Origin of the sequence: Pseudoalteromonas sp. APM04, from assembly GCF_022809815.1 — a bacterium.
Classification (GTDB): Bacteria; Pseudomonadota; Gammaproteobacteria; order Enterobacterales; family Alteromonadaceae; genus Pseudoalteromonas; species Pseudoalteromonas marina.
Genome location: NZ_CP094441.1, coordinates 1,207,415 through 1,227,213 on the forward strand (window position 1 = coordinate 1,207,415; position 19,799 = coordinate 1,227,213).

19 protein-coding genes and 1 pseudogene are annotated in these 19,799 nt (G+C 40.3%); 17 read left to right on the plus strand and 3 right to left on the minus strand.

Annotation, left to right across the window (positions count from 1 at the left end; translation table 11 throughout):
* Window positions 1-30 precede the first annotated feature (30 nt).
* From MTP24_RS05735 to MTP24_RS05785, 11 genes and pseudogenes are all read left to right on the plus strand, one after another.
* Window positions 31-378, plus strand: a complete 348-nt coding sequence (locus MTP24_RS05735; RefSeq protein ID WP_010558032.1) for a copper resistance CopC family protein — start codon at window positions 31-33, stop codon at window positions 376-378.
* A gap of 19 nt (window positions 379-397) precedes the next feature.
* Window positions 398-1,285, plus strand: coding sequence for a CopD family protein (locus MTP24_RS05740; protein ID WP_058552471.1), 888 nt, complete (start codon window positions 398-400; stop codon window positions 1,283-1,285).
* Window positions 1,286-1,300: 15 nt separating this feature from the next.
* Window positions 1,301-1,771 (plus strand): nuclear transport factor 2 family protein, encoded by a 471-nt coding sequence (locus MTP24_RS05745; RefSeq protein ID WP_008467847.1) that lies wholly within the window; start codon window positions 1,301-1,303, stop codon window positions 1,769-1,771.
* A gap of 27 nt (window positions 1,772-1,798) precedes the next feature.
* Window positions 1,799-3,622 carry a copper resistance system multicopper oxidase gene (locus MTP24_RS05750; protein ID WP_138529298.1) on the plus strand — a complete coding sequence of 608 codons (1,824 nt, stop codon included), beginning with the start codon at window positions 1,799-1,801 and terminating at the stop codon, window positions 3,620-3,622.
* Window positions 3,619-4,479, plus strand: coding sequence for a copper resistance protein B (locus MTP24_RS05755; RefSeq protein WP_138529296.1), 861 nt, complete (start codon window positions 3,619-3,621; stop codon window positions 4,477-4,479). Before MTP24_RS05750 ends, MTP24_RS05755 begins: the two co-directional genes overlap by 4 nt.
* Window positions 4,480-5,103: 624 nt before the next feature.
* Entirely contained in the window at window positions 5,104-5,526 is a 423-nt protein-coding gene (locus tag MTP24_RS05760) for a hypothetical protein (protein WP_243533188.1), read from the plus strand.
* A 297-nt stretch (window positions 5,527-5,823) separates the two neighbouring features.
* A complete protein-coding gene (locus MTP24_RS05765; protein ID WP_008467855.1) occupies window positions 5,824-6,237 on the plus strand; it encodes a MerR family transcriptional regulator in 414 nt (137 codons plus the stop codon).
* A 101-nt stretch (window positions 6,238-6,338) separates the two neighbouring features.
* The gene (locus MTP24_RS05770; protein WP_243533190.1) at window positions 6,339-8,582 is read left to right on the plus strand and encodes a heavy metal translocating P-type ATPase; all 2,244 of its coding nucleotides are present in this window, start codon (window positions 6,339-6,341) and stop codon (window positions 8,580-8,582) included.
* 11 nt (window positions 8,583-8,593) lie between these two features.
* Window positions 8,594-8,947: a cupredoxin domain-containing protein gene (locus tag MTP24_RS05775; RefSeq protein WP_028834966.1), complete on the plus strand. Its 354-nt coding sequence runs from the start codon at window positions 8,594-8,596 to the stop codon at window positions 8,945-8,947.
* A gap of 9 nt (window positions 8,948-8,956) precedes the next feature.
* A pseudogene (locus MTP24_RS05780) lies at window positions 8,957-9,292 on the plus strand (DUF2933 domain-containing protein).
* The gene (locus tag MTP24_RS05785) at window positions 9,285-9,887 is read left to right on the plus strand and encodes an isoprenylcysteine carboxylmethyltransferase family protein (protein WP_243533675.1); all 603 of its coding nucleotides are present in this window, start codon (window positions 9,285-9,287) and stop codon (window positions 9,885-9,887) included. Before MTP24_RS05780 ends, MTP24_RS05785 begins: the two are co-directional and overlap by 8 nt.
* Window positions 9,888-9,890: 3 nt before the next feature.
* Here MTP24_RS05785 and MTP24_RS05790 read toward each other — a convergent pair.
* A protein-coding gene (locus MTP24_RS05790) for an IS3 family transposase (protein WP_203985558.1) occupies window positions 9,891-11,071 on the minus strand; the annotation gives its coding sequence in 2 pieces (ribosomal slippage) (window positions 9,891-10,813 and window positions 10,813-11,071; 1,182 coding nt in all).
* Window positions 11,072-11,202: 131 nt separating this feature from the next.
* On the opposite strand from MTP24_RS05790, the gene MTP24_RS05795 reads away from it, so the two are divergent.
* From MTP24_RS05795 to MTP24_RS05820, 6 genes are all read left to right on the plus strand, one after another.
* Entirely contained in the window at window positions 11,203-11,625 is a 423-nt protein-coding gene (locus tag MTP24_RS05795; protein WP_008467863.1) for a hypothetical protein, read from the plus strand.
* Between the two features lie 10 nt (window positions 11,626-11,635).
* The gene (locus MTP24_RS05800) at window positions 11,636-12,007 is read left to right on the plus strand and encodes a hypothetical protein (RefSeq protein WP_008467865.1); all 372 of its coding nucleotides are present in this window, start codon (window positions 11,636-11,638) and stop codon (window positions 12,005-12,007) included.
* Window positions 12,008-12,057: 50 nt separating this feature from the next.
* Window positions 12,058-12,408, plus strand: a complete 351-nt coding sequence (locus tag MTP24_RS05805) for a hypothetical protein (RefSeq protein WP_004589646.1) — start codon at window positions 12,058-12,060, stop codon at window positions 12,406-12,408.
* 273 nt (window positions 12,409-12,681) lie between these two features.
* Window positions 12,682-13,713: an IS630 family transposase gene (locus MTP24_RS05810; RefSeq protein ID WP_243533192.1), complete on the plus strand. Its 1,032-nt coding sequence runs from the start codon at window positions 12,682-12,684 to the stop codon at window positions 13,711-13,713.
* Between the two features lie 458 nt (window positions 13,714-14,171).
* Window positions 14,172-15,881, plus strand: coding sequence for an ATP-binding protein (locus MTP24_RS05815; protein ID WP_138569924.1), 1,710 nt, complete (start codon window positions 14,172-14,174; stop codon window positions 15,879-15,881).
* 9 nt (window positions 15,882-15,890) lie between these two features.
* The gene (locus tag MTP24_RS05820) at window positions 15,891-17,306 is read left to right on the plus strand and encodes a UvrD-helicase domain-containing protein (RefSeq protein WP_138569925.1); all 1,416 of its coding nucleotides are present in this window, start codon (window positions 15,891-15,893) and stop codon (window positions 17,304-17,306) included.
* A gap of 317 nt (window positions 17,307-17,623) precedes the next feature.
* Here the strand turns inward: MTP24_RS05820 and MTP24_RS05825 are convergent, their stop codons facing one another.
* Together MTP24_RS05825 and MTP24_RS05830 are read right to left on the minus strand one after the other, a co-directional pair.
* Window positions 17,624-19,021 (minus strand): heavy metal sensor histidine kinase, encoded by a 1,398-nt coding sequence (locus MTP24_RS05825; RefSeq protein ID WP_055018910.1) that lies wholly within the window; start codon window positions 19,019-19,021, stop codon window positions 17,624-17,626.
* Window positions 19,011-19,697 (minus strand): heavy metal response regulator transcription factor, encoded by a 687-nt coding sequence (locus MTP24_RS05830; RefSeq protein WP_004588805.1) that lies wholly within the window; start codon window positions 19,695-19,697, stop codon window positions 19,011-19,013. The genes MTP24_RS05825 and MTP24_RS05830 overlap by 11 nt, the downstream gene beginning before the upstream one ends.
* Window positions 19,698-19,799: the final 102 nt, after the last annotated feature.

The window sequence follows — 19,799 nt, forward strand, 5'->3', positions numbered from 1 at the left end:
CAATTTCAATAAACTAAAATAGAGGTAAATATGAAAAAACTAATTAAATTTTTAACCGTAATCAGTGTCGTTTTTAGTAGTGCGGTATTTGCGCATGTGCATCTTGAAAAAAGTGTGCCTGCTGATAATGCAATGCTAATGAATCCTCCAGAAGAGTTAACTTTGGTGTTCACCAAAGAGGTACGGGTTGTAAAAGTTTCATTGGCCAATAAACAAGGCGAAGAATTTAAATTTGGATTCGAGCCTTCTAAAGTCGCTACTAGCAAATTTACATGGAAACTACCTAAATTAGCTCCTGCAAACTACGCTGTGGATGTAACCTTCTTAGGTAACGATGGTCATAAAATGAAACATAGCTTCGGCTTTATGGTTCACTAAAATAGGCGGTGTGATTGATATGGAAATGTATATCTGGAATACAGTCATTGTACTGTCAAAAATTGTATTTTACGTCGGCTTTGCCTGTATTGCAGGTTATACATTTTTCAGGCAAATATTTGAGAATAATGAATCTCATACTAATGCTGTAATAGCGAATTTAACGTGGACAAGAACTTATATAGTTATGGCTTTGATCGCTAATATTACTTGGTTCTTTGCCAGTACTGGTGCAATGGCAGAAGAGGGAATTCAGGGGGCGATAGACGCTGATATATTGGCTATTATGTGGGACTCCTCTGTCGGCACTGGAGCTTTGCTTCGAGCGCTTGGGCTAGTTACCGCAATAATCGCTTTAGCTTTAAGGTTCAAACTCGCTGTGAACTCGTACTTAAAACAAAGCGCTTTAATGTTGAGTTTATTAATCCTTGCATACTCATTCACGTTACTGGGTCATATTTCTGAGTTAGGCACAATTGAAAAAGGCTTGCTTATTTTGCATGTGCTCGTTATGGCATGGTGGTTTGGGGCGTTATTGCCATTAAAACAGGCTTGCCATCAGCTAAGTTATGCAGAACTTCATTTGCTGATGGAAAGCTTTGGCAAACAAGCAAGTTTTACATTGAGCCTATTGTTGGTAGCAGGCCTCTGGCTCGTGATTCAATTGGTCGGAAGTCTTGATGCACTAATAAGCTCAAGTTACGGACAAATACTGTTGTTTAAATTGGCCCTTGTAGTGTCTATTTTGGCACTTGCTGCTAAACATAAACTAATACTCGTTCCACAACTTAAAAATAGTCAAGGCAGAGAGGCTTTATCTAAATCTATCTCGATAGAAATGGTAGTAGCTTTTGCCATTTTATCTGTAACGGCTGGGCTTACTAGTGTTGTTGGCCCTGCAAATTAAAACCTAAAAGAGAGAATGAAAATGAAAACAATAAATATATTACTCGTTTTATTAATGACGTTTAGTTTCGCAGCAAACGCTCATGGTGATAAGAACAAAGACAAAGGTTTGTTTAAAGGTATAGATACCCCTGCCGCAAAAGTTGTTTTGGCATTTCATCAAGCACTTGAAACTGGCAATCAAAAACAGGCTAGAGCGCAGTTAGCGGATGATGTCACCATTTTCGAGGGAGGCCGCGTTGAAAGGAGCGCTGATGAATATGCTCATCATCATATGTTGTCGGATATGAAGTATTTAGCAGCGATGAAGAGCGACACACTTGAACATCAAGTGACGATACTTGGAAATACCGCTATCTCTGCGTCGCGTAGTCAAACTACAGGTACTCATAAAGGTGTTGAACGCGATTATCAAGGCATGGAAACGATGGTGCTGGAAAAACAAAATGGTGAATGGAAGATTAAGCACATTCATTGGTCACATTAATTTATTGGTTAAATAACGGAGTACAAAATGAGAATTAAAAGTCCATTACATCAAGTTTCTACGCCACGTAGACGCTTTGTACAAGGTGTAATTGCTGGCGGTGTATTAGCTGCTTTTCCAAGTGTTCTTCATGCAGCTTCATCTTTGATTGCTGGAACTTCAACAGGTACTGCGCCCGAACTAAGTGGAGAAGTAATAGATTTAGTGATAGATGAGTCACCCGTAAACTTCACAGGTGTTGTAAGAATGGCTACAACAATCAATGGCTCAATACCAGCTCCTACCTTGCGCCTCAGAGAAGGTGATGACGTTACTATCAGGGTAACTAATAAATTATCAGTGCCGAGTTCAATTCATTGGCATGGGATCATTCTTCCGTATCAAATGGATGGCGTACCGGGTATTAGCTTTAAAGGTATAATGCCGGGTGAAACCTTTGTTTATAAATTTAAGCTGCAACAAAGCGGCACATATTGGTATCACTCACACAGTGGCTTTCAAGAAATGACAGGTATGTACGGCGCATTAATTATTGAGCCAAGAGAAAAGGATATTATTAGTGCTGACAATGAGCATGTCATCCAATTGTCTGATTGGACTGATGATGACCCAATGGATTTGTTTCGCAAGTTAAAAGTACAGAGCGATGTATTTAACTTTAATCAACCTACTGTTCCAGAGTTTTTTGATGACATTTCAAATAGCAGCGTTTCAAATGCGCTACAACGCCGGGAAATGTGGAATAAAATGAGAATGAACCCTACAGATCTTGCAGACTTATCAGCATCTGCAATGACTTTTTTAATGAATGGTTGTGCGCCTTTGACAAACTGGCGTGGAATGTTTAAAGCTGGCGAAAAGGTTAGGCTTAGATTTATTAACGGTTCTAGCAATACGTTTTTTGATGTAAGAATACCTGAGCTGAAGTTAACAGTTGTACAAGCTGATGGACAAAATGTTGAACCTGTGACAGTAGATGAATTTAGATTTGGTCCCGGTGAAACTTATGATGTACTTGTCGAGCCAAAAAATGATGCATATACGATTTTTGCACAAAGCATGGATCGCTCAGGTTATGCTAAAGGTACTTTATCAATGGCACCTAATATTAATGCACCAGTACCTGCTCTAGATCCCGTTGAATGGTTAACGATGACAGATATGATGGGGAATATGGCCCAAGGTGGTGAGCATTCCGCGATGGCAGGTATGGCAGACATGTCGGGCATGAATTCTAATAAAATGGATCATAGTGCAATGGGTCATGGAGCGATGGCAATGGATCATAGTAAACATGGAATGACTAAAAACCCATTAGCTGTTGCTAGCACTAAAGTGCGTCATGCAAAAACAGAGTATGGAGCTTCTGTTGATATGCGTGTTGATATGCCTAGAACAAACCTTGATGATCCCGGTATAGGTTTACGTAAAAATGGACGCCGTGTTTTAACACTTGCAGATTTACATTCTCTTGAGGGAATTACAAACCAGCAAGAGCCAGAGGCTGAAATTGAATTACATTTAACTGGAAACATGGAGCGTTATAGCTGGTCATTTGATGGCTTGGAATTTGGAAAAAGCACGCCAGTTCACATGAAGCATAATCAACGTTTAAGAGTTATTTTACAAAACGATACAATGATGACACATCCCATGCACCTGCATGGTATGTGGAGCGATTTGGAGAATGAAAAAGGTGATGTACAGGTTCGTCGCCATACTACCCCTGTACAACCAGCGCAAAGAATTAGTTTTTTAACAACACCTCATGACGTAGGTCGCTGGGCATGGCATTGCCATTTATTATTCCACATGGATGCAGGTATGTTTAGAGAGGTAGTTGTATCATGAAAAAATTAATACTAACCAATACGTTAAGACTATTATTAATAGGTTTGCCCCTTATAAGTGTATCTGTATCTGCAAAAGATGAGATGACTGAGATGGGTGATTCTAAAATGCAAGCACAAGGTGGAGATGCACCTAAAGATGCTAGAGACCCCCATGCTTATGCAGCAGGTACAACTTTGACTGAAGGTCCTTATGCACTCAGTAGCGACAAACGACTGACTTTGGCAGATGAGCATTCATTTTACGCGCTACTAGGGGATCGTCTTGAATATAATGAGCAAACAAACGCAGGTGTTTTTGACTTTCAGGCATGGTATGGCACTACTTTTGATAGATTAGTCATCAAAACTGAAGGAGATTTTAGCGAAGGTAATTTAGAGGAGAACCAAACAGATTTTCTATGGGGCCACGCAATATCTGCTTATTGGGATACACAAGTCGGTATTCGACTTGATTACAATAACGAAGGTGAAAACCGCAAATGGCTAGCTTTTGGTTTACAAGGTCTAGCCCCCTACTGGTTTGAAATTGATATGACTGCGTATTTAGGAGAGCAAGGTAATAGTGCATTTTCGATCGAAGCTGAGTATGAGCTGTTACTTACTCAAAAGTTAATTGTTCAACCACGAGCAGAGTTGACGCTTTACGGTAAGGAAGACGTCCAAAATAACCTTGGTAGTGGCTTGTCTAGCAGTGCTATTGGTTTTCGGGTTCGTTATGAGTTTACCCGCCAGTTTGCTCCCTATGTTGGCGTTGAGTGGACAAATAAATTTGGTAATACAGCCGACTTTGCGAAGTTAAATGGGCAAAGTACTCGTGATACTGCTTTTGTTGCAGGTATCAAGTTCTGGCTCTGATATGAAGAAATACTATATTGACTTGATGAGAGCTACCGCAACTATATTGATGGTAGCTTTCGTTTTTTGGGATTTAAACCATTTTAGTTATGTTAGGAAAGGCCTAGCTAATAGTTTTTTTGGAAAGAACTAAGAGCAGTAATAGTAAGCTACTTCTTGTTTTCAATCGGTGCCAGTCTGGTGTATACCTATCAAGGTGGAATATCAGCTAAGAAGTAAAGTTGGCGAATGGTTAAGGTTAAAGAGTCAAGGCAAAAAACATCGCCATTGAAAGACGTACAATAGGCCATTTTATCACTTTTGATGAACGGGAATTGGATGTGCCCGGGATAGAACCGATTGTTGCAAAGTACTGCGCTTAAAGCTGAACAATTGGAAAAATGATCCATTACTCAATACCTAGTTATGAGCGTAGGGTTTTTATTTCTTTTAATGGTGCTCATGCTTGGCTTCAATCTCATGAGTATAAATTAGACACCCCTTTTATACTTGTGAAGTTAAAGCTGTTTAAAAAAGTAAAAAGTAAAAAGTAAAAAGTTTAGGTTTTAGTTCAAAGGTTGATCAAGATCATAAAATTATTTTTATAAAGTGGCTAATATTGTAGGTGCTAAAGAAGGAATGATAATGTTTGGACTTTTCAGGTGGTTTAAAATAGTAATAATAACTGTGTTGCTTACGCAGCATAGTTTTGCTACAGCTAAGCCAATGAATTGTGAAGAACATCAAAATGGATCTTCCGACACGCATATTATGCAACGAAGCAAAAATATTCACCATCAATCAATGAATGACAATAGTCACTATCACACTGTAAACTCGCAAGATTCTAAAAACCGTCATGGTGATGAAGTCTGTGAAAAATGCAAAGCTGGTGATTGTGTTTGTTGTGAAGGCGGTTTTTGTACAAGCTTTCATTTAAATGCCTATCTTGTGGAAGCGCAAGACGAAGGTATTTGCAATATTCATTCTGAGCTAATTCTACAGCGTACACCCCTACCAAAATCTGGTATCCATCTCTTACTTTATCGTCCACCAATTATTGGCTAATCACGGGAACAGTGCGTCTTTTTTTCGCCACTCCCATCAAAATAGAATGATTTTTTCATTGGTTTAAATAACCAATTGTTTTGAACGATTAGTACGATATTTGGAAAGGCATTATGGAAATGCTCAAACTATTGCTATTTACAGTACTTAATGCTGTCGATTTTGACCGAGATTTCTCTTTTACCAAAAAATTAGTTTTTAGCTTATTCACTAGAATTAGTACTTGACCTGTGTCTTAGACACAGGTCTAAGCTGAAGATGAGAGTACAAACTTAGCTAAAAAACTGAGGAGTGAATATGAAAGTTGCGGAGCTGGCAAAAAGCCTTGGAACGACTGCTGATACGGTGCGCTATTACACCAGATTAGGATTGTTAAAACCTGCTAAGTCAGTGAACGGCTACAAGTCATACTCGAATAAAGAAGTATCGAGACTTAAATTCATTTTAAGTGCCAGAAACCTTGGTTTTTCCGTTGCAGATATCAAGGAAATTATTAATGAATCTGAAGATGGTAAAAGTGCGTGCCCATTAGTCAGAAGCCTGATCAAAGAGCGGCTTGAAGAAACAGAAAAGCAGTTTCAAGCAATGTTGGCACTTCGAGGAAAAATGTCTTCTGCGCTTTCTCGATGGGAAGAAATGGAAGACAAAGCACCGACTGCAAACATGGTTTGTCATCTCATCGAAAACTTTGAGCAAATTAAAAAAGCATAGGAGGAAAAAGGGTGGCTACTAACACAAATATAAAAACTGAATCAGGCTGTTGCTGTCAGGCAAAAGCTCAATCCTCTTCGTGTAAAAGTAAGGAGAATACGTTGGAGAAAGTATCACATAACCAACAGCTTATCATTGAAGGTGCTGGGTGTGCTAGCTGTGTAGGCAAAATTGAAGGGGCGTTGAAGGCAACTCTTGGAGTCGTCAGTGCGGAAATGAATTTTGCTGATAGGACAGTAACAGTTTATGGGACAGCTAAAACAAAAGAGTTGATCAAAGCTGTTGAGTCAGTGGGGTATAACGCGAAGCCAATTGATGATAGCTCAGCAACAGATGCGCTTGATGAGAAAGAGGCTGCGGATTTTGCATATTACAAAAAGCTAATGCGCGATACGTTTATTGCCCTTTCACTCGGCGTTCCTTTGATGATCTACAGCATTGTGGTTGGAGAAATGACGGTTGAAACAAACCTTGAGCGCATGTCTTGGCTGGTTGTAGGCATTTTAACTTTTGGTGTTATGTATTTTTCAGGTAAGCATTTTTATGTTGGCGCTTGGAAAAGCTTTAAAAACCACTCCGCTAATATGGACACTCTAATTGCTTTAGGAACAGGCACGGCTTGGTTGTATTCGATGGTTGTCGTGTTTGCACCTGACGCTGTTCCATTGATGGCACGGCATGTTTATTTTGAAGCTACCGCCATGATCATTGGCTTAATTGATTTAGGTTTAGCATTAGAAATCAAAGCCAGAGGTAAAACCTCTGAGGCCATTAAACGTCTTATCGGCTTGCAAGCCAAAACAGCAACCGTGGTTCGTGACAACAAAGAAGTTCAGATAGGTATTGAGCAGGTTTTATTTAACGATATTGTGAAGGTAAAACCGGGTGAAAAAATTCCCGTCGATGGCGTGGTATTGGAAGGACACACCTCTATTGATGAGTCCATGCTGACAGGCGAACCTATGCCTGCTGAAAAAGCTGAAGAAGATGAGGTTGTCGCAGGTACTTTGAACAAATCAGGCATGATTTTATTTAGAGCCACACGCGTTGGTAAAGACACGGCGCTTGCACAGATCATCAATATGGTGAAACGAGCACAAAATTCGAAACCGCCGATTGGCCGTTTGGCCGATGTTATTTCAGCTTTTTTCGTACCTGTCGTGATGATCACCTCTGTGTTAAGTGCGCTAGCATGGCTTAACTTTGGACCTGAGCCAGCCATTGCTTTTGCCATCGTTTCAGCAACTACTGTGCTTATTATTGCCTGCCCGTGTGCTTTAGGCTTGGCAACACCCATGTCTGTCATGGTGGGAGTAGGAAAAGCAGCAGAAGCCGGAGTGCTTATTCGCAACGGTGAGGCACTGCAAACCGCCTCTAAAATCACTGCCATGATTTTAGATAAAACGGGCACTATTACTGAAGGGGCACCTAAGGTAACCGATATTATTTTAGCAAAAGCTACTGACGAAAAAGACGTACTACAGCTTGCAGCAAGTTTAGAAAGCGGCTCAGAGCATCCTTTAGCGCAAGCGATTGTTGAAAGTGCGTTAGATCAGGATATTGAGTTACTAAAAATTGAAGCCTTTAACGCCATTACGGGTTTTGGTGTAGAAGCAAGCTGCAACAACAAAGCCCTGCTTTTCGGAAACGATAAACTAATGAAGTTAAAAGGCGTAGACCTCACAGGCTTTGTTGAACAAGCACAGTCTTTAGCCAAAGAAGCCAAAACACCTATGTACTTTGCTGTAGATGGTGAACTTGCAGCAATCATTGCTGTTGCAGATCCTATCAAGTCAGACTCAATCTCTGCTATCAAACGGCTTCAGGCTAATGGTATACGCGTCATCATGTTAACGGGTGATAACAAGGAAACCGCTGCCGCCGTAGCTAAAAAAGCGGGTATTAGTGAGTTTCTTGCTGAAGTGCTGCCAGAAGATAAAGCCAACAAGGTGAAAGAGCTACAAGAAGGCGGCGAAATTGTTGGTATGACAGGAGATGGCATCAACGATGCTCCTGCGCTAGCGTTAGCCGATGTTGGCTTCGCCATAGGCACAGGGACTGATGTAGCTATCGAAAGTGCTGACATTACCCTAATGCGTGGTTCACTTCATGGCCTTGCTGATGCCATAGCGGTAAGCAAAGCTACTTTACGAAATATCAAACAAAACTTGTTTGGCGCGTTTGTCTATAACGTAGCCGGGATTCCTTTTGCTGCGGGGGTTCTATATCCCTTCTTTGGCATTCTGCTTAGCCCTGTAATTGCAGGTGCTGCAATGGCGTTTTCGTCATTGACTGTAGTGTCAAATGCAAATCGACTTCGCTTTTTTAAAGCAAAAGAGCATTAAGGAGAATCACAATGATGGTTATTAACTTATTAGGCTTAATGTTAATCGCGCTGATTGTTTGGTGGTTTTGGCTATATAAACCCAATAAAACAATCGTTCAAGGTAATGAAGTACTCATTGAAGTGAGGGGTGGTGTGTATTCCCCATCCTCAATTCAGGTGTCTGCTAGCCAACCTGTCACTCTGAAGTTTATGCGCAAAGATCAATCCCCCTGCGCTGAAACAATGCTTATTCCTTCATTGGATATAAGCGAACAGCTTAAATTAAATGAAATTACTCAAATTACCCTATTGAACTTATCACCGGGAGAGCATGAGTTTCACTGTCAGATGCAAATGTATCGCGGTGTCTTAAAAGTCGTTTAGGAGGGCAATATGAAAAATCAACACCCTAATTTTTGGTCAACACCTACAGGCTGGGCTGCACTGGCACTTATTGCCGCAGTGACCTACTTCTTAGTGCTTGAGCATGGTCAACATATGCTGCAATTTCTTCCCTACTTGATTTTATTGCTATGCCCCTTGATGCACGTATTTATGCATGGCAGTCATGGTAAACATGGTCACGATCATTCACATGCGCCTGATGAAAAAAAGGAAGAGAGCTCTTAAGAACTCACGGATAAAAATGCAGCCTATCACGATGGCTACATACAAGGGTTAGAAAAGGCACGTAAGGAATCACATAAAAAGGAGAGCAGTGATGAATGAAACATATGATTATGGCTTATGGTCAATGGTGATACTGAACTCAGCAATTTTTATCTTTTTTGCCTTTAGTTTTGTCAAACCAAAAACATCAACTGATTGGAGAAGTCTAAGCGCGTTCTCTGCCTTTATTGTTGCCCTATTTACTGAAATGTATGGCTTTCCTTTAACTATCTATTTTCTGTCGGGGTGGCTGACGGAGACCTATCCAGAAGTAAATTTCTTTGCGCATGAAAATGGGCATTTATTACATACTTTCTTTGGATTTCAAGGTGATGCCCATTGGGACCCATTTCATATAGTGAGTATGGTGTTTATTGTTGCAGGTTTCTTTATGTTGTCTTCAGCATGGAATGTATTGCATCACGCGCAAAAACATCATCAATTGGCTACAACTGGATGGTATGCAAGGTGTCGCCACCCACAGTATGTAGCTTTCATTCTAATCATGTTCGGCTTTTTATTGCAGTGGCCGACAATCCCAACACTTGCGATGTTTCCGATCTTAGTCGTTGTTTACGTCGAGCTAGCGAAACGCGAAGAAGCACAAGCGATTGCTGAGTTTGGTTCGGAGTACCACAGGTATATGGAATTGTAGTGGTCAACTAATTTTGGCCACAGTTTTAGAATCTTGATATCTAACCTCAGATTCATTCGGCGCTAAACCAGCATTATAATGATGTGGTCTAACATTATTGTAATATCCGTTGATATAATCACTCACACTATATTTAGCATCTTTAAAGTTTTCGTATCCAACCTTTGGCATCCACTCCGTTTTAAAGCTTCTAAAAAATCGCTCCATTGGCGCATTATCCCAACAATTTCCGCGCCTGCTCATACTTTGTGTAATTTTATAGCGCCATAAACGTTGACGATATTTTAAACTTGTATAATGACTACCTTGGTCTGAATGAAACATCAGTCCTGTCGGTTTTCCTCTACTTTCATACGCGAGTTCAAGTGCTTTTAGCGTTAAATTAGTATCTGGCGACAACGACATGGCCCAACCAACGACTTTACGTGCAAATAAATCAATAACAACGGCTAAATAAGCCCAGCGATTACCTACCCAAATATACGTCACATCACCGCACCACACGGTATCTGGCTCAACAACATCAAACTGCCTATCTAGCAAATTTGGGATTTCAAGATGCTCATTACTACCCCTTTTATATTGATGTTGTGGTACTTGGCAGCTCTCTAGTTTTAGTTTAATCATGAGCTTAGCGGCGCGATAACGGCTTAATTCAAAACCGTTATTCGTTGCAATTGCTGCGATTGTCCGTGCCCCAGCTGAGCCACCGCTCATTGCATGTATTGCTTTAACTTCAGCCTCTAGCCTTACTTGCTCTGGCGTCGGCGTTGTATCCCGTATGACCCAGTACTTATAGCTGCTGCGATGCACATTGAATACACTACATAGCACACTAATTGGATAACGCTCTCGTTGATTTAACTTCTCGATTAACGAGAATTGTTCAGGGAGTCGGACATCAAGAGAGCGGTAGCCTTTTTTAATATATCCTTTTCTAATTCAATGCGTTGGATTTGCTTTTTAAGTTCGCGGATTTCAATTTGTTCGGGCGTCATTGGTGAAGCAGATGGTGTCTGGCCATTCCGCTCTTGCTTTAATTGAGTAACCCACTTACTGACGGTTGATTTACCCACCCCCATCGCTTTGGCTGCTTCTTCTTGAGTATAACTTTGGTCAACTACAAGCTGAGCTGTTTCTAACTTGATTGCCGCAGAATACGTTGCGCGTTTTAATTTCGTCATTTTTTCACCCAAATTTGTATGCTTATTAGCATAACATTTCTTTCTTAATGGGTGGCCAAATTAACTATGCCACTACAAATCGACACCAAGTTGGATCCCAAATTTTAATAAAAGTGTAGAAGGTAAAAATCATGAAAACGTTAACTAAATCAATTTTATTTATTAGTTCACTACTGATAACCACTAGCTCATTTGCCCAAAACAATGAGCATAAACATGAAGGTGCGAACAAAGCTGATATGCATCAAGGCATGGCAATACCACATGAGAACATGGGAGAAATGCACAAAAAGATGATGGAAATGAAAAAGGAAGTCCATGCCATTAAAACTGAAAAAGATCCTGAAAAGCAACAGCAGATGATGGTTGAACATCACCGTTCAATGATGAAGATGATGCAATCCATGCACAAAAACATGGAAGAAATGCCAATGCATCAACAAATCAAGATGGCTGAACATCATTTAGAAATGATGGGGAACATGATGCCGCAGATGAACCGTAAAATGGAAGAAATGAAAGATAGCAATCAACAGCATTCACACAAACATTAGGAGAAAAATTATGAGCGATTTAAATCATAGAGTTGGCGTTAAAGAGCAAAATTTAGTTGTTCGAAACCTAAAGCTTAGCAATGTCACAGAAGAAAGCTGTGACGAGTTAGTAAAAGAAATAGATCAGCTTTTTGGTATAGATGAAGTTAGTTACAACATCAAAGAAGGTGAAATACACCTTGCCTATGATGCCGCAAACGTAAGCCTTGATGGGATTGAGGAGGTAATCCGTAAGTATGGCGCAGATGTTCATGATGATTGGTGGACACATACTAAAGAAAGTTACTATAAATTTGTTGATCAGAACATCAAAGATAACTCTGTTCATAAGCCTTGGAGTTGTCATCAAGCACCTTCGGGGGCTGGCCGGAAAAACAAATGAATTCATAAAAAAGTGTATAGATAATTAGTTAGTCAAATGAGGTAACAGTGATGAAAACACCCTATATAAAAGCTCTTTTATTGCTTACATTCGGTTTATATTTAGTGGGTTGTTCCAATACCACTTTTTATCATAAATACATGATGAGAGGTCAGGTAGTAGAAAGTTCTGATAATCGAACTCTAATCTGTATTGGTGCTAAGCATGGCGCAGAGGTTGGGCAAAAATACAGTGTTATTAGATTCCATGAAAGAATAGTATTGAGTGAAGGTGAAGATCCCTACACTATCGAAAAGGTAGGAACGGTACAAATTACTAAAATTGTGAATGATCATTTCGCAACTGTAAAGCTAGTGTCTGGTGACATTGCAGCGAAAGATATGGTGGAACTTGAAAACTAATAAAGTGGTGGCGAAAGCCACCACAAGAGCATAACAATAAAACTTAATGAAAAAACTTTAGTGTTATTTTGTACAACCTTTGAGATTGTTTGCTCAGTTCTGGTTATCTTGATGCCAGTACGACAGAAAAAATGTTACATATGAATTAGAAAGGTATGGGCTGGCATCCTAAATAGCTGTTCCAAATAGTAGATCACCCGAGGAAGGGAACTCAATGCGGTTTGCGCGATCAGATCAGTCGCCAAACATAACCAATCAACAACCGCATTGAGTATGAACAAAATAGCATTTTTATACGGCGCAGAAACCCGCCGCTTGAAGAAAATTGTACATAAAACCCGAGATAAAGACCTGTGCCGCCGGGCAAATGCGGTGTTATTGGTGCTAAAAGGTGAAACCAAGTCGCAAGTAGCCCGTGTTTTGCAAGCAGGCCGTTCATCAGTAAACCGGTGGGTAACCTGGTATGAAGCAGCAGGTATAGATGGCCTTAAAACCAAGGGTGCTGGGCGACCACCAAGTCAGCCCAAAGGCTTTATCTGCGGTGTGTTGGTGAACCATGTACCCAGGACACTGGGTTATCAGCGGTCGCGTTGGAGTAGTGAATTATTCGCACTGCTACTGCATAAGCTTTACCGTATCGTTATTCATAGCTCAACTCTCAGGCGGTGGTTGCCACAAGTCGGCATCGTCTGGCGTCGTGCGGCACCGACGCTGTATATCCAAGACCCAGATAAAGAAGCTAAGTTAGCAGCCATGCGGGAGGCACTTGAAAATTGCAGCGTGGACCATCCGGTGTTTTATCAGGATGAGGTGGATATCCACCTGAATCCGAAGATTGGTGCCGACTGGGGCTTTAAAGGTAAACAGCGTAAGGTAGCTACACCCGGCCAGAATAAGAAACACTATCTGGCGGGGGCACTGCACAGCCAGACAGGACAAATCAGTTATGTTGGTGGTGAGCGCAAGACCAGTGATTTGTTTATTGCGCTGTTGGAGCAACTGAAAGGGCAATACCGGCGAGCGAAAAGTATCACGCTAATTGTGGATAATTACATCATCCATAAGAGCAAAAAAACGCAGAAATGGCTGAATGAGAACCCAAAGTTCAAGCTCTTGTTTTTACCGGTATACAGCCCGTGGCACAACAAAATTGAAAAGCTATGGCATGCGTTGCATGAAACGATAACCCGTAACCATCAGTGTAAGAACATGGATGACTTACTGGAGCAGGTATACCACTTTATGGACACAGCGGCTCCGTTCCCAGGTGGCAAGCATGGCTTGAAGCAGGTGTATCACAATTAGGATCAGTTATTTAGTCAGCAGTAAATCCCTAGCATGGACTTGCATCTGGCACCAAACTCTACGCAGTTCTTTTCCATGTGCCGCGCAAAAACTTTAGCTCAAAACCGTTCAGTATTCGGTAATGCTGAAGTGAACGTTGATGTCCGCTATTCGCTCTTTGCCGAAGTTTGGCTAAGTGCCATGAGCAGTCATTCATGATTAACTCGTTTCTGCCCCATTACGAGTTGAATAGCTATCAACAATGGCTAAAAATGCACTTACTGATCCTATGGTTGATGTATTTAGACATTAAATAAGCAGACAAGGAATTGCGTAAATGGCAATAGGCTATTTAAAGAGGAACAGACCTTTTTATTTTTTTATTCCACGTTATTGAAATGGAATCAGCGGGGCTTTGCTTTTTGTTGCAAATTTAGATATGTTTCTGCAATAAAAGGAAAATCAAGTCAGGAAGCTTCATGTCGCTTATTCGTCACATCTGTATACGTAATTTCAGAGGTATTCAATCTTTGGATTGGTATCCAACTGAAGGTGTTAATTGTATCATTGGTCCGGGCGACTCAGGAAAGTCTTCCATCCTTGATGCAATAGACTTTTGTCTTGGCGCAAGGCGCAATATTAGTTTTACTGATGCTGACTTCCATAACTCCAATGTGGATAACCCAATTGAAATCTATGTCACTTTAGGGTGCTTAAGTAATGAGCTTCTCAGCATTGAGCGCTATGGCAGCTTTCTCCGTTCTTACAATATTACTACTCAGGAATTCTATGATGAGCCTCAAGTAGGCACTGAAACTGTTATTACAGTTAGGTTGGTCGTGGATAAAGGTTTAGATCCAGACTGGGGTTTATATTCAAATCGCGCTGCTTTGGAAGGATTAGAGAAGCGACTTCCTTGGAGTCACAGGGAGCTAATATCACCTACTAGATTAGGAGAAGGGTCTTCGCGCCATTTTACGTGGGGGCGTAATTCACTTCTAAACAAGCTATTAGAAGATAGATTTGATGTAAGTGAAGTACTTGCCGAAGTTTCTCGCAATGCCAGACAATCCTTTGCACAACAAGATGTGGATGGGATTAGCAATGTCCTCGCAAGTGTTCAAGGTGTAGCATCTGCGCTTGGGGTAAATGTAGGTGAGCTTCAAGCTTTACTTGATGTGTCGAGTGTTTCTGTCTCGCATGGCGCAGTGAGCTTACATGATGTTAATGCAACGCCAATTAGGCAAATGGGTACCGGCTCTACTAGATTGCTTTTAGCGGGACTTCAAAAATTGGTTTCCACCTCAAAACTGTTGATAATTGATGAGGTAGAATTTGGCTTAGAACCATTTAGAATTAGTCGCTTATTAAAAGAAATCGGTGCAAAAGAACAGCAACCAACACAGCAAGTATTTATCACAACTCATTCCCCATATGTTCTTCGAGAATTAAAATCGTCACAGATACATATTTTGAGGAAGTCATCAGTAGCGAGGCAACCTCAAATAAGTCACCTGATGTATTCAATGAATGATAGCGACGAGCATCAATCGACTTTGCGAGTATGTGCTGAAGCATTCTTGAGTAATAAAGTAATAGTTTGTGAAGGTAAAACTGAAATAGGACTTCTGAAAGGTGTCGATGCGGTAGAGCAAAGCCAAGGGCGGCACAGTATTGAATCGCTTGGTGTCATGCATGCAGATGGAGGCGGCAGTCATATGTTTAAGCGAGCCAAAGTCTTCAATGAATTGAGCTACTCTGTTTCAATATTCAAAGATTCAGATATTAATGACCAGCAGCAAGCATCTATCACAGAAGCAATGAAACTTGGCATACCTATGTTTGAATGGGGGGATAGCCAAGCTACTGAGCAGGCAATATTTAATAACTGCCACCTTAATCTCATTCCGCAATTGTTAAATATTGCAGTTGAGAGAAAAACTAATGTCGCGGTAAATGCACACATTACCAACGCAACTGAAAATCAGCTGAACCTCACAATTTGTACCCAGACTCCTCAAGATGCTCATCGATCGTATCTTGGTCTATCAGCAAAGAAAAAAGAATGGTACAAAGACATTGAGCCTATGGAAAATGTCGCAGAAACAGTTCTTTGGCCTAACAAACAATGGATTCAACCAGTTTTCACTCAAGTGTTAGATAATCTTCTTGCGTGGGCACGACAATAGGGACTAAAAGTGTCAGCAGAAATCATATTAGAAAATGAAATTGGGGCTATTGAAGCTCCAGCAGGATGCGGAAAAACTCAACTCATAGTTGAAGTTTTAGCGATTCCAACTATTAAGCCATATTTGGTTTTAACCCATACAAATGCTGGCGTTACTGCTCTTCGAAAGAGGCTGACTAGAGCAAGAGTTCCTGCAAAAAATTACGTATTATCGACCATTGATGGCTGGTCTGTGAGAATCGCGAGTAGTTTTAGCCACAATTGTCAAATAGCCTCACCCGTTGAAAACTCTCGAACGTATTACCCTGAATTAAGAAGTGTGGTGAGTCGTTACTTGGCTACTGGAAGTCTGCATGAAGTGATCAGAGCATCATACTCACGTCTGATTGTTGATGAATACCAAGACTGTAACCAAGAACAACACAATATTGTTTGCTCTATTGCACAGTGCATCCCAACTACAGTTTTAGGGGATCCAATGCAGTTGATTTTCAATTTTAGAGGTACGCAGATTCCTAATTGGCAAGGTCAGGTCTTAAATCATTTCCCGCTGCTAACCGAGTTGAATACACCTTGGCGCTGGATAAACGTACAAAACCAAGAGCTAGGTGAGTGGGTGTTGGAATGCCGTAGGAGATTGATAACCGGAAACAGTATTGATTTAAGGCATAGCCCTAACTCGGTATCGCATATTCAACTAAGCCAAAATCATCAAGAAAATATGCGATTGAAGAGTACAGCACAATACCAGCTTAGAAACGCTTATCCGCAAGATTCTCTGTTAGTTATTGGTGATTCAATAAACGCAAACTCAAGACATTTATATGCGAGTCAAAATAACGGGATTAATGTGGTTGAACCCGTTGATTTAAGAGATTTAATTACTTTTGCTGGACAGCTAGATGTTGAACTAGGCGAGCAATTAGCGACTAGCGTAGTCAATATTTTTGGAGCACTGGCTACCGGAATTGGTGCTTCAACTTGGATTCCAAGAATAAGGACAATATTAGCAGGTAGAAACAGAAGCGCACCAAGCCTGACCGAAGCAGCAATAGTCGCATTTATTCAAACGAAAGCAGCGGCTAACTTTTTGGCAATTATGAATGCTGTTGATGCTGACAATAATATTAGAGTCTATCGACGTGCGGCATTCAGGGCATTAAATAGTGCCATTAATAGCGTTGTTTGCGATCCATCCTTGAGCTTCAAGCAGGGTATGGAAAAAGCCAGAGAAATTCTACGTCAACGAGGTGACACCCGTATTCCTAATTTGGCTATAGGTAGTACTCTGTTACTCAAGGGCTTGGAAGCAGATCACAGTTTAATCATTGATGTTACTAACATGAATAGCCAAAATTTATATGTTGCCTTATCAAGAGGTGCTAAAACCATATCTATTGCAAGCTCTACTACAGCACTTCCATAATTGCTTCTTTGCAACTGTTCAGCCAACTCGTTTTTGTCCAAAAACGAGTTTACCCGACCCTCCGCTTTTCGCTCAAATAAGACCCCGAAAAATGGCTCATATAGCTATCTAGGTTAACGCTTTCAAAAAACAGAAGTATATTTCCGATAACTACCTTTGAATTCCTATAAGCGGAAGTTTGCTTCCGAAATATAGCAATATTGGGTTAGAAACCGGAAGTTTACTTCCGTTTTGTACTTTAAGTTTATAAACCGGTGTTTAATGAAAGCTGGGAAGTCTAGAGGTACAAGCAAACATTGGGTTATTAAATTTAATAATTAGCTTTTAGCTAAATTTAGAAAAACTTTAAAGCTGGTAGTTTGATTATTTGAACTGACCTCTATATTTCCACCGTTTGCTTGCGCTAGAGCTTTAACTATTGCAAGCCCTAAACCAGCTCCATCGCTGTGTCGTTGGCGCGATTTATCGGGTCGATAAAAGCGGTCAAATAAATAAGGTAAATGCTCAGAAGGTATTCTCTCCCCAGTATTAATCACTGAAATACATATTTTTTCAGCGGTAAATATTTCACTATTTACTGTGATTGATGAGCCTTTTGGGGCATACCTTATTGCATTGGATAGGAGGTTTGATAATAATTGGCGAAAGTGTAATTTGTCACAATAAAAACAAAGGTTTTGACCTTTTTTCTTAAATGTAATCAATGAGTCTTCAGCCAAAGCATCAAAGTACTCAAATAATGCTTCAATTTCATCATGGCTTTTTAGAGTATTTTGAACGGGTTTAACCAGTCCATTCTGAGTTTTTGCAAGCCAAAGCATATCACTAACCATCTTAGTTAGTCGTTCCAGCTCTTCTAGATTAGAAAACAATAATTCTTGATACTCTAACAACTGTCTTTTTTTAGATAAACCAACCTGTGTTTGAGTGATTATATTTGTTAGTGGAGTACGTAACTCATGCGCAATATCACTAGAGAAATTTGATAAACGAATAAATTCACCTTGGAGCCTGTCGAGCATCGAGTTAAACGACTGCACCATATTAACAAGCTCAATAGGCACTTTATTTTCATCAAGCCTTACATCCATCTTATTAGTTTGGATGTCATGCATTTTCTGACTCAAACCTCGTAAAGGGTTCAATCCTTGATGTATAGCAAACCAAGCCACCAATAAAATGAGTACCGCAGAGCCAAACATAATAGCCCAAAGACTTTGTTGAAATTGATTGAGAAAGTGTAAATGAAAGCTCATGTCTATCGCTGTAGTAATTTTGTATTGCTGTTGCCCAGTACTTAAATTACTCACCAGAGCTCGGTAGGTGTGGGTATCATTTTGCCATGAGGTAATGTTGTTACGGTTAAAGCCAGCTGAAGCATTAGCACTCATTACAAAATCACTAAAATCTCGTTCAGAACTTTGAAAAATGAGCTCTCCTTTTGCGGTATTTACCTGATAGTAAACACCGTGATGACCCGCTACAGCGTTAGATAATTCATTTTTAAGTTTCAGGTTTGATTTATACTGTTGTCTTAAAACTAATTCAATAGATTGATTAATAACATGCAGTTCACTACTATCTTGCTGGAAAAAATGATGTTTTATCGAACTATTTATTAAGGTGGCAACTAAAGTTAAGCACGCAATAACGGTTACAGCGACAAACAACACAACACGCATCGTAAGTGATAAAGGCCGTGACTTAATAGCCATCAGTTTCAACCTCTAATTTATAGCCCATACCACGAACCGTATGAATTAATTTAACAGTAAAGTCATCATCAACTTTTGCTCTTAGCCTACGAATGGCAACATCAATCACATTGGTGTCGCTATCAAAATTCATATCCCATACTTGAGAAGCAATTAACGAACGTGGCAGTACTTCACCTTCGCGCCGTAACAATAGTTCAAGTAAGCTAAACTCTTTATTACTCAATAAAATACGCTTGCCTGCACGTTGTATTTTTCGCTTTGGAATATCCATTTCTAAATCAGCAACTATCAGTATATCGTCAACTGTTTGTACTACACCACGGCGAATAAGAGTGCGTACTCTTGCTAAAACTTCAGCAAAAGCAAAAGGCTTTATTAAATAGTCATCAGCACCAAGTTCGAGCCCCTTTACTCTATCGTCTATACTATCGCGAGCAGATAAAAATAGTACTGGGGTTTTGTTATCTGCTTCACGTAGCGACTGTAAAATTTTCCAACCGGATACGTCAGGTAACATGACATCAAGTATTATTACATCAAATAAGTCGGTCATTGCTAGGTGATGACCGTCAAGTCCATTGCGCGCCAAAGAAACCTGAAAACCAGCTTCACTTAGCCCCTGTTTTAAATAATCTCCTGTCTTTGATTCATCTTCAACAACTAATAAGCGCATACAATTCCTTCATTAAAGTCCTAACAACTACCTCTGCAAATATTATGCAGTATCTGTCACTACAGCAACATGACACCAACATTACAACTTTGTAATGTTCGC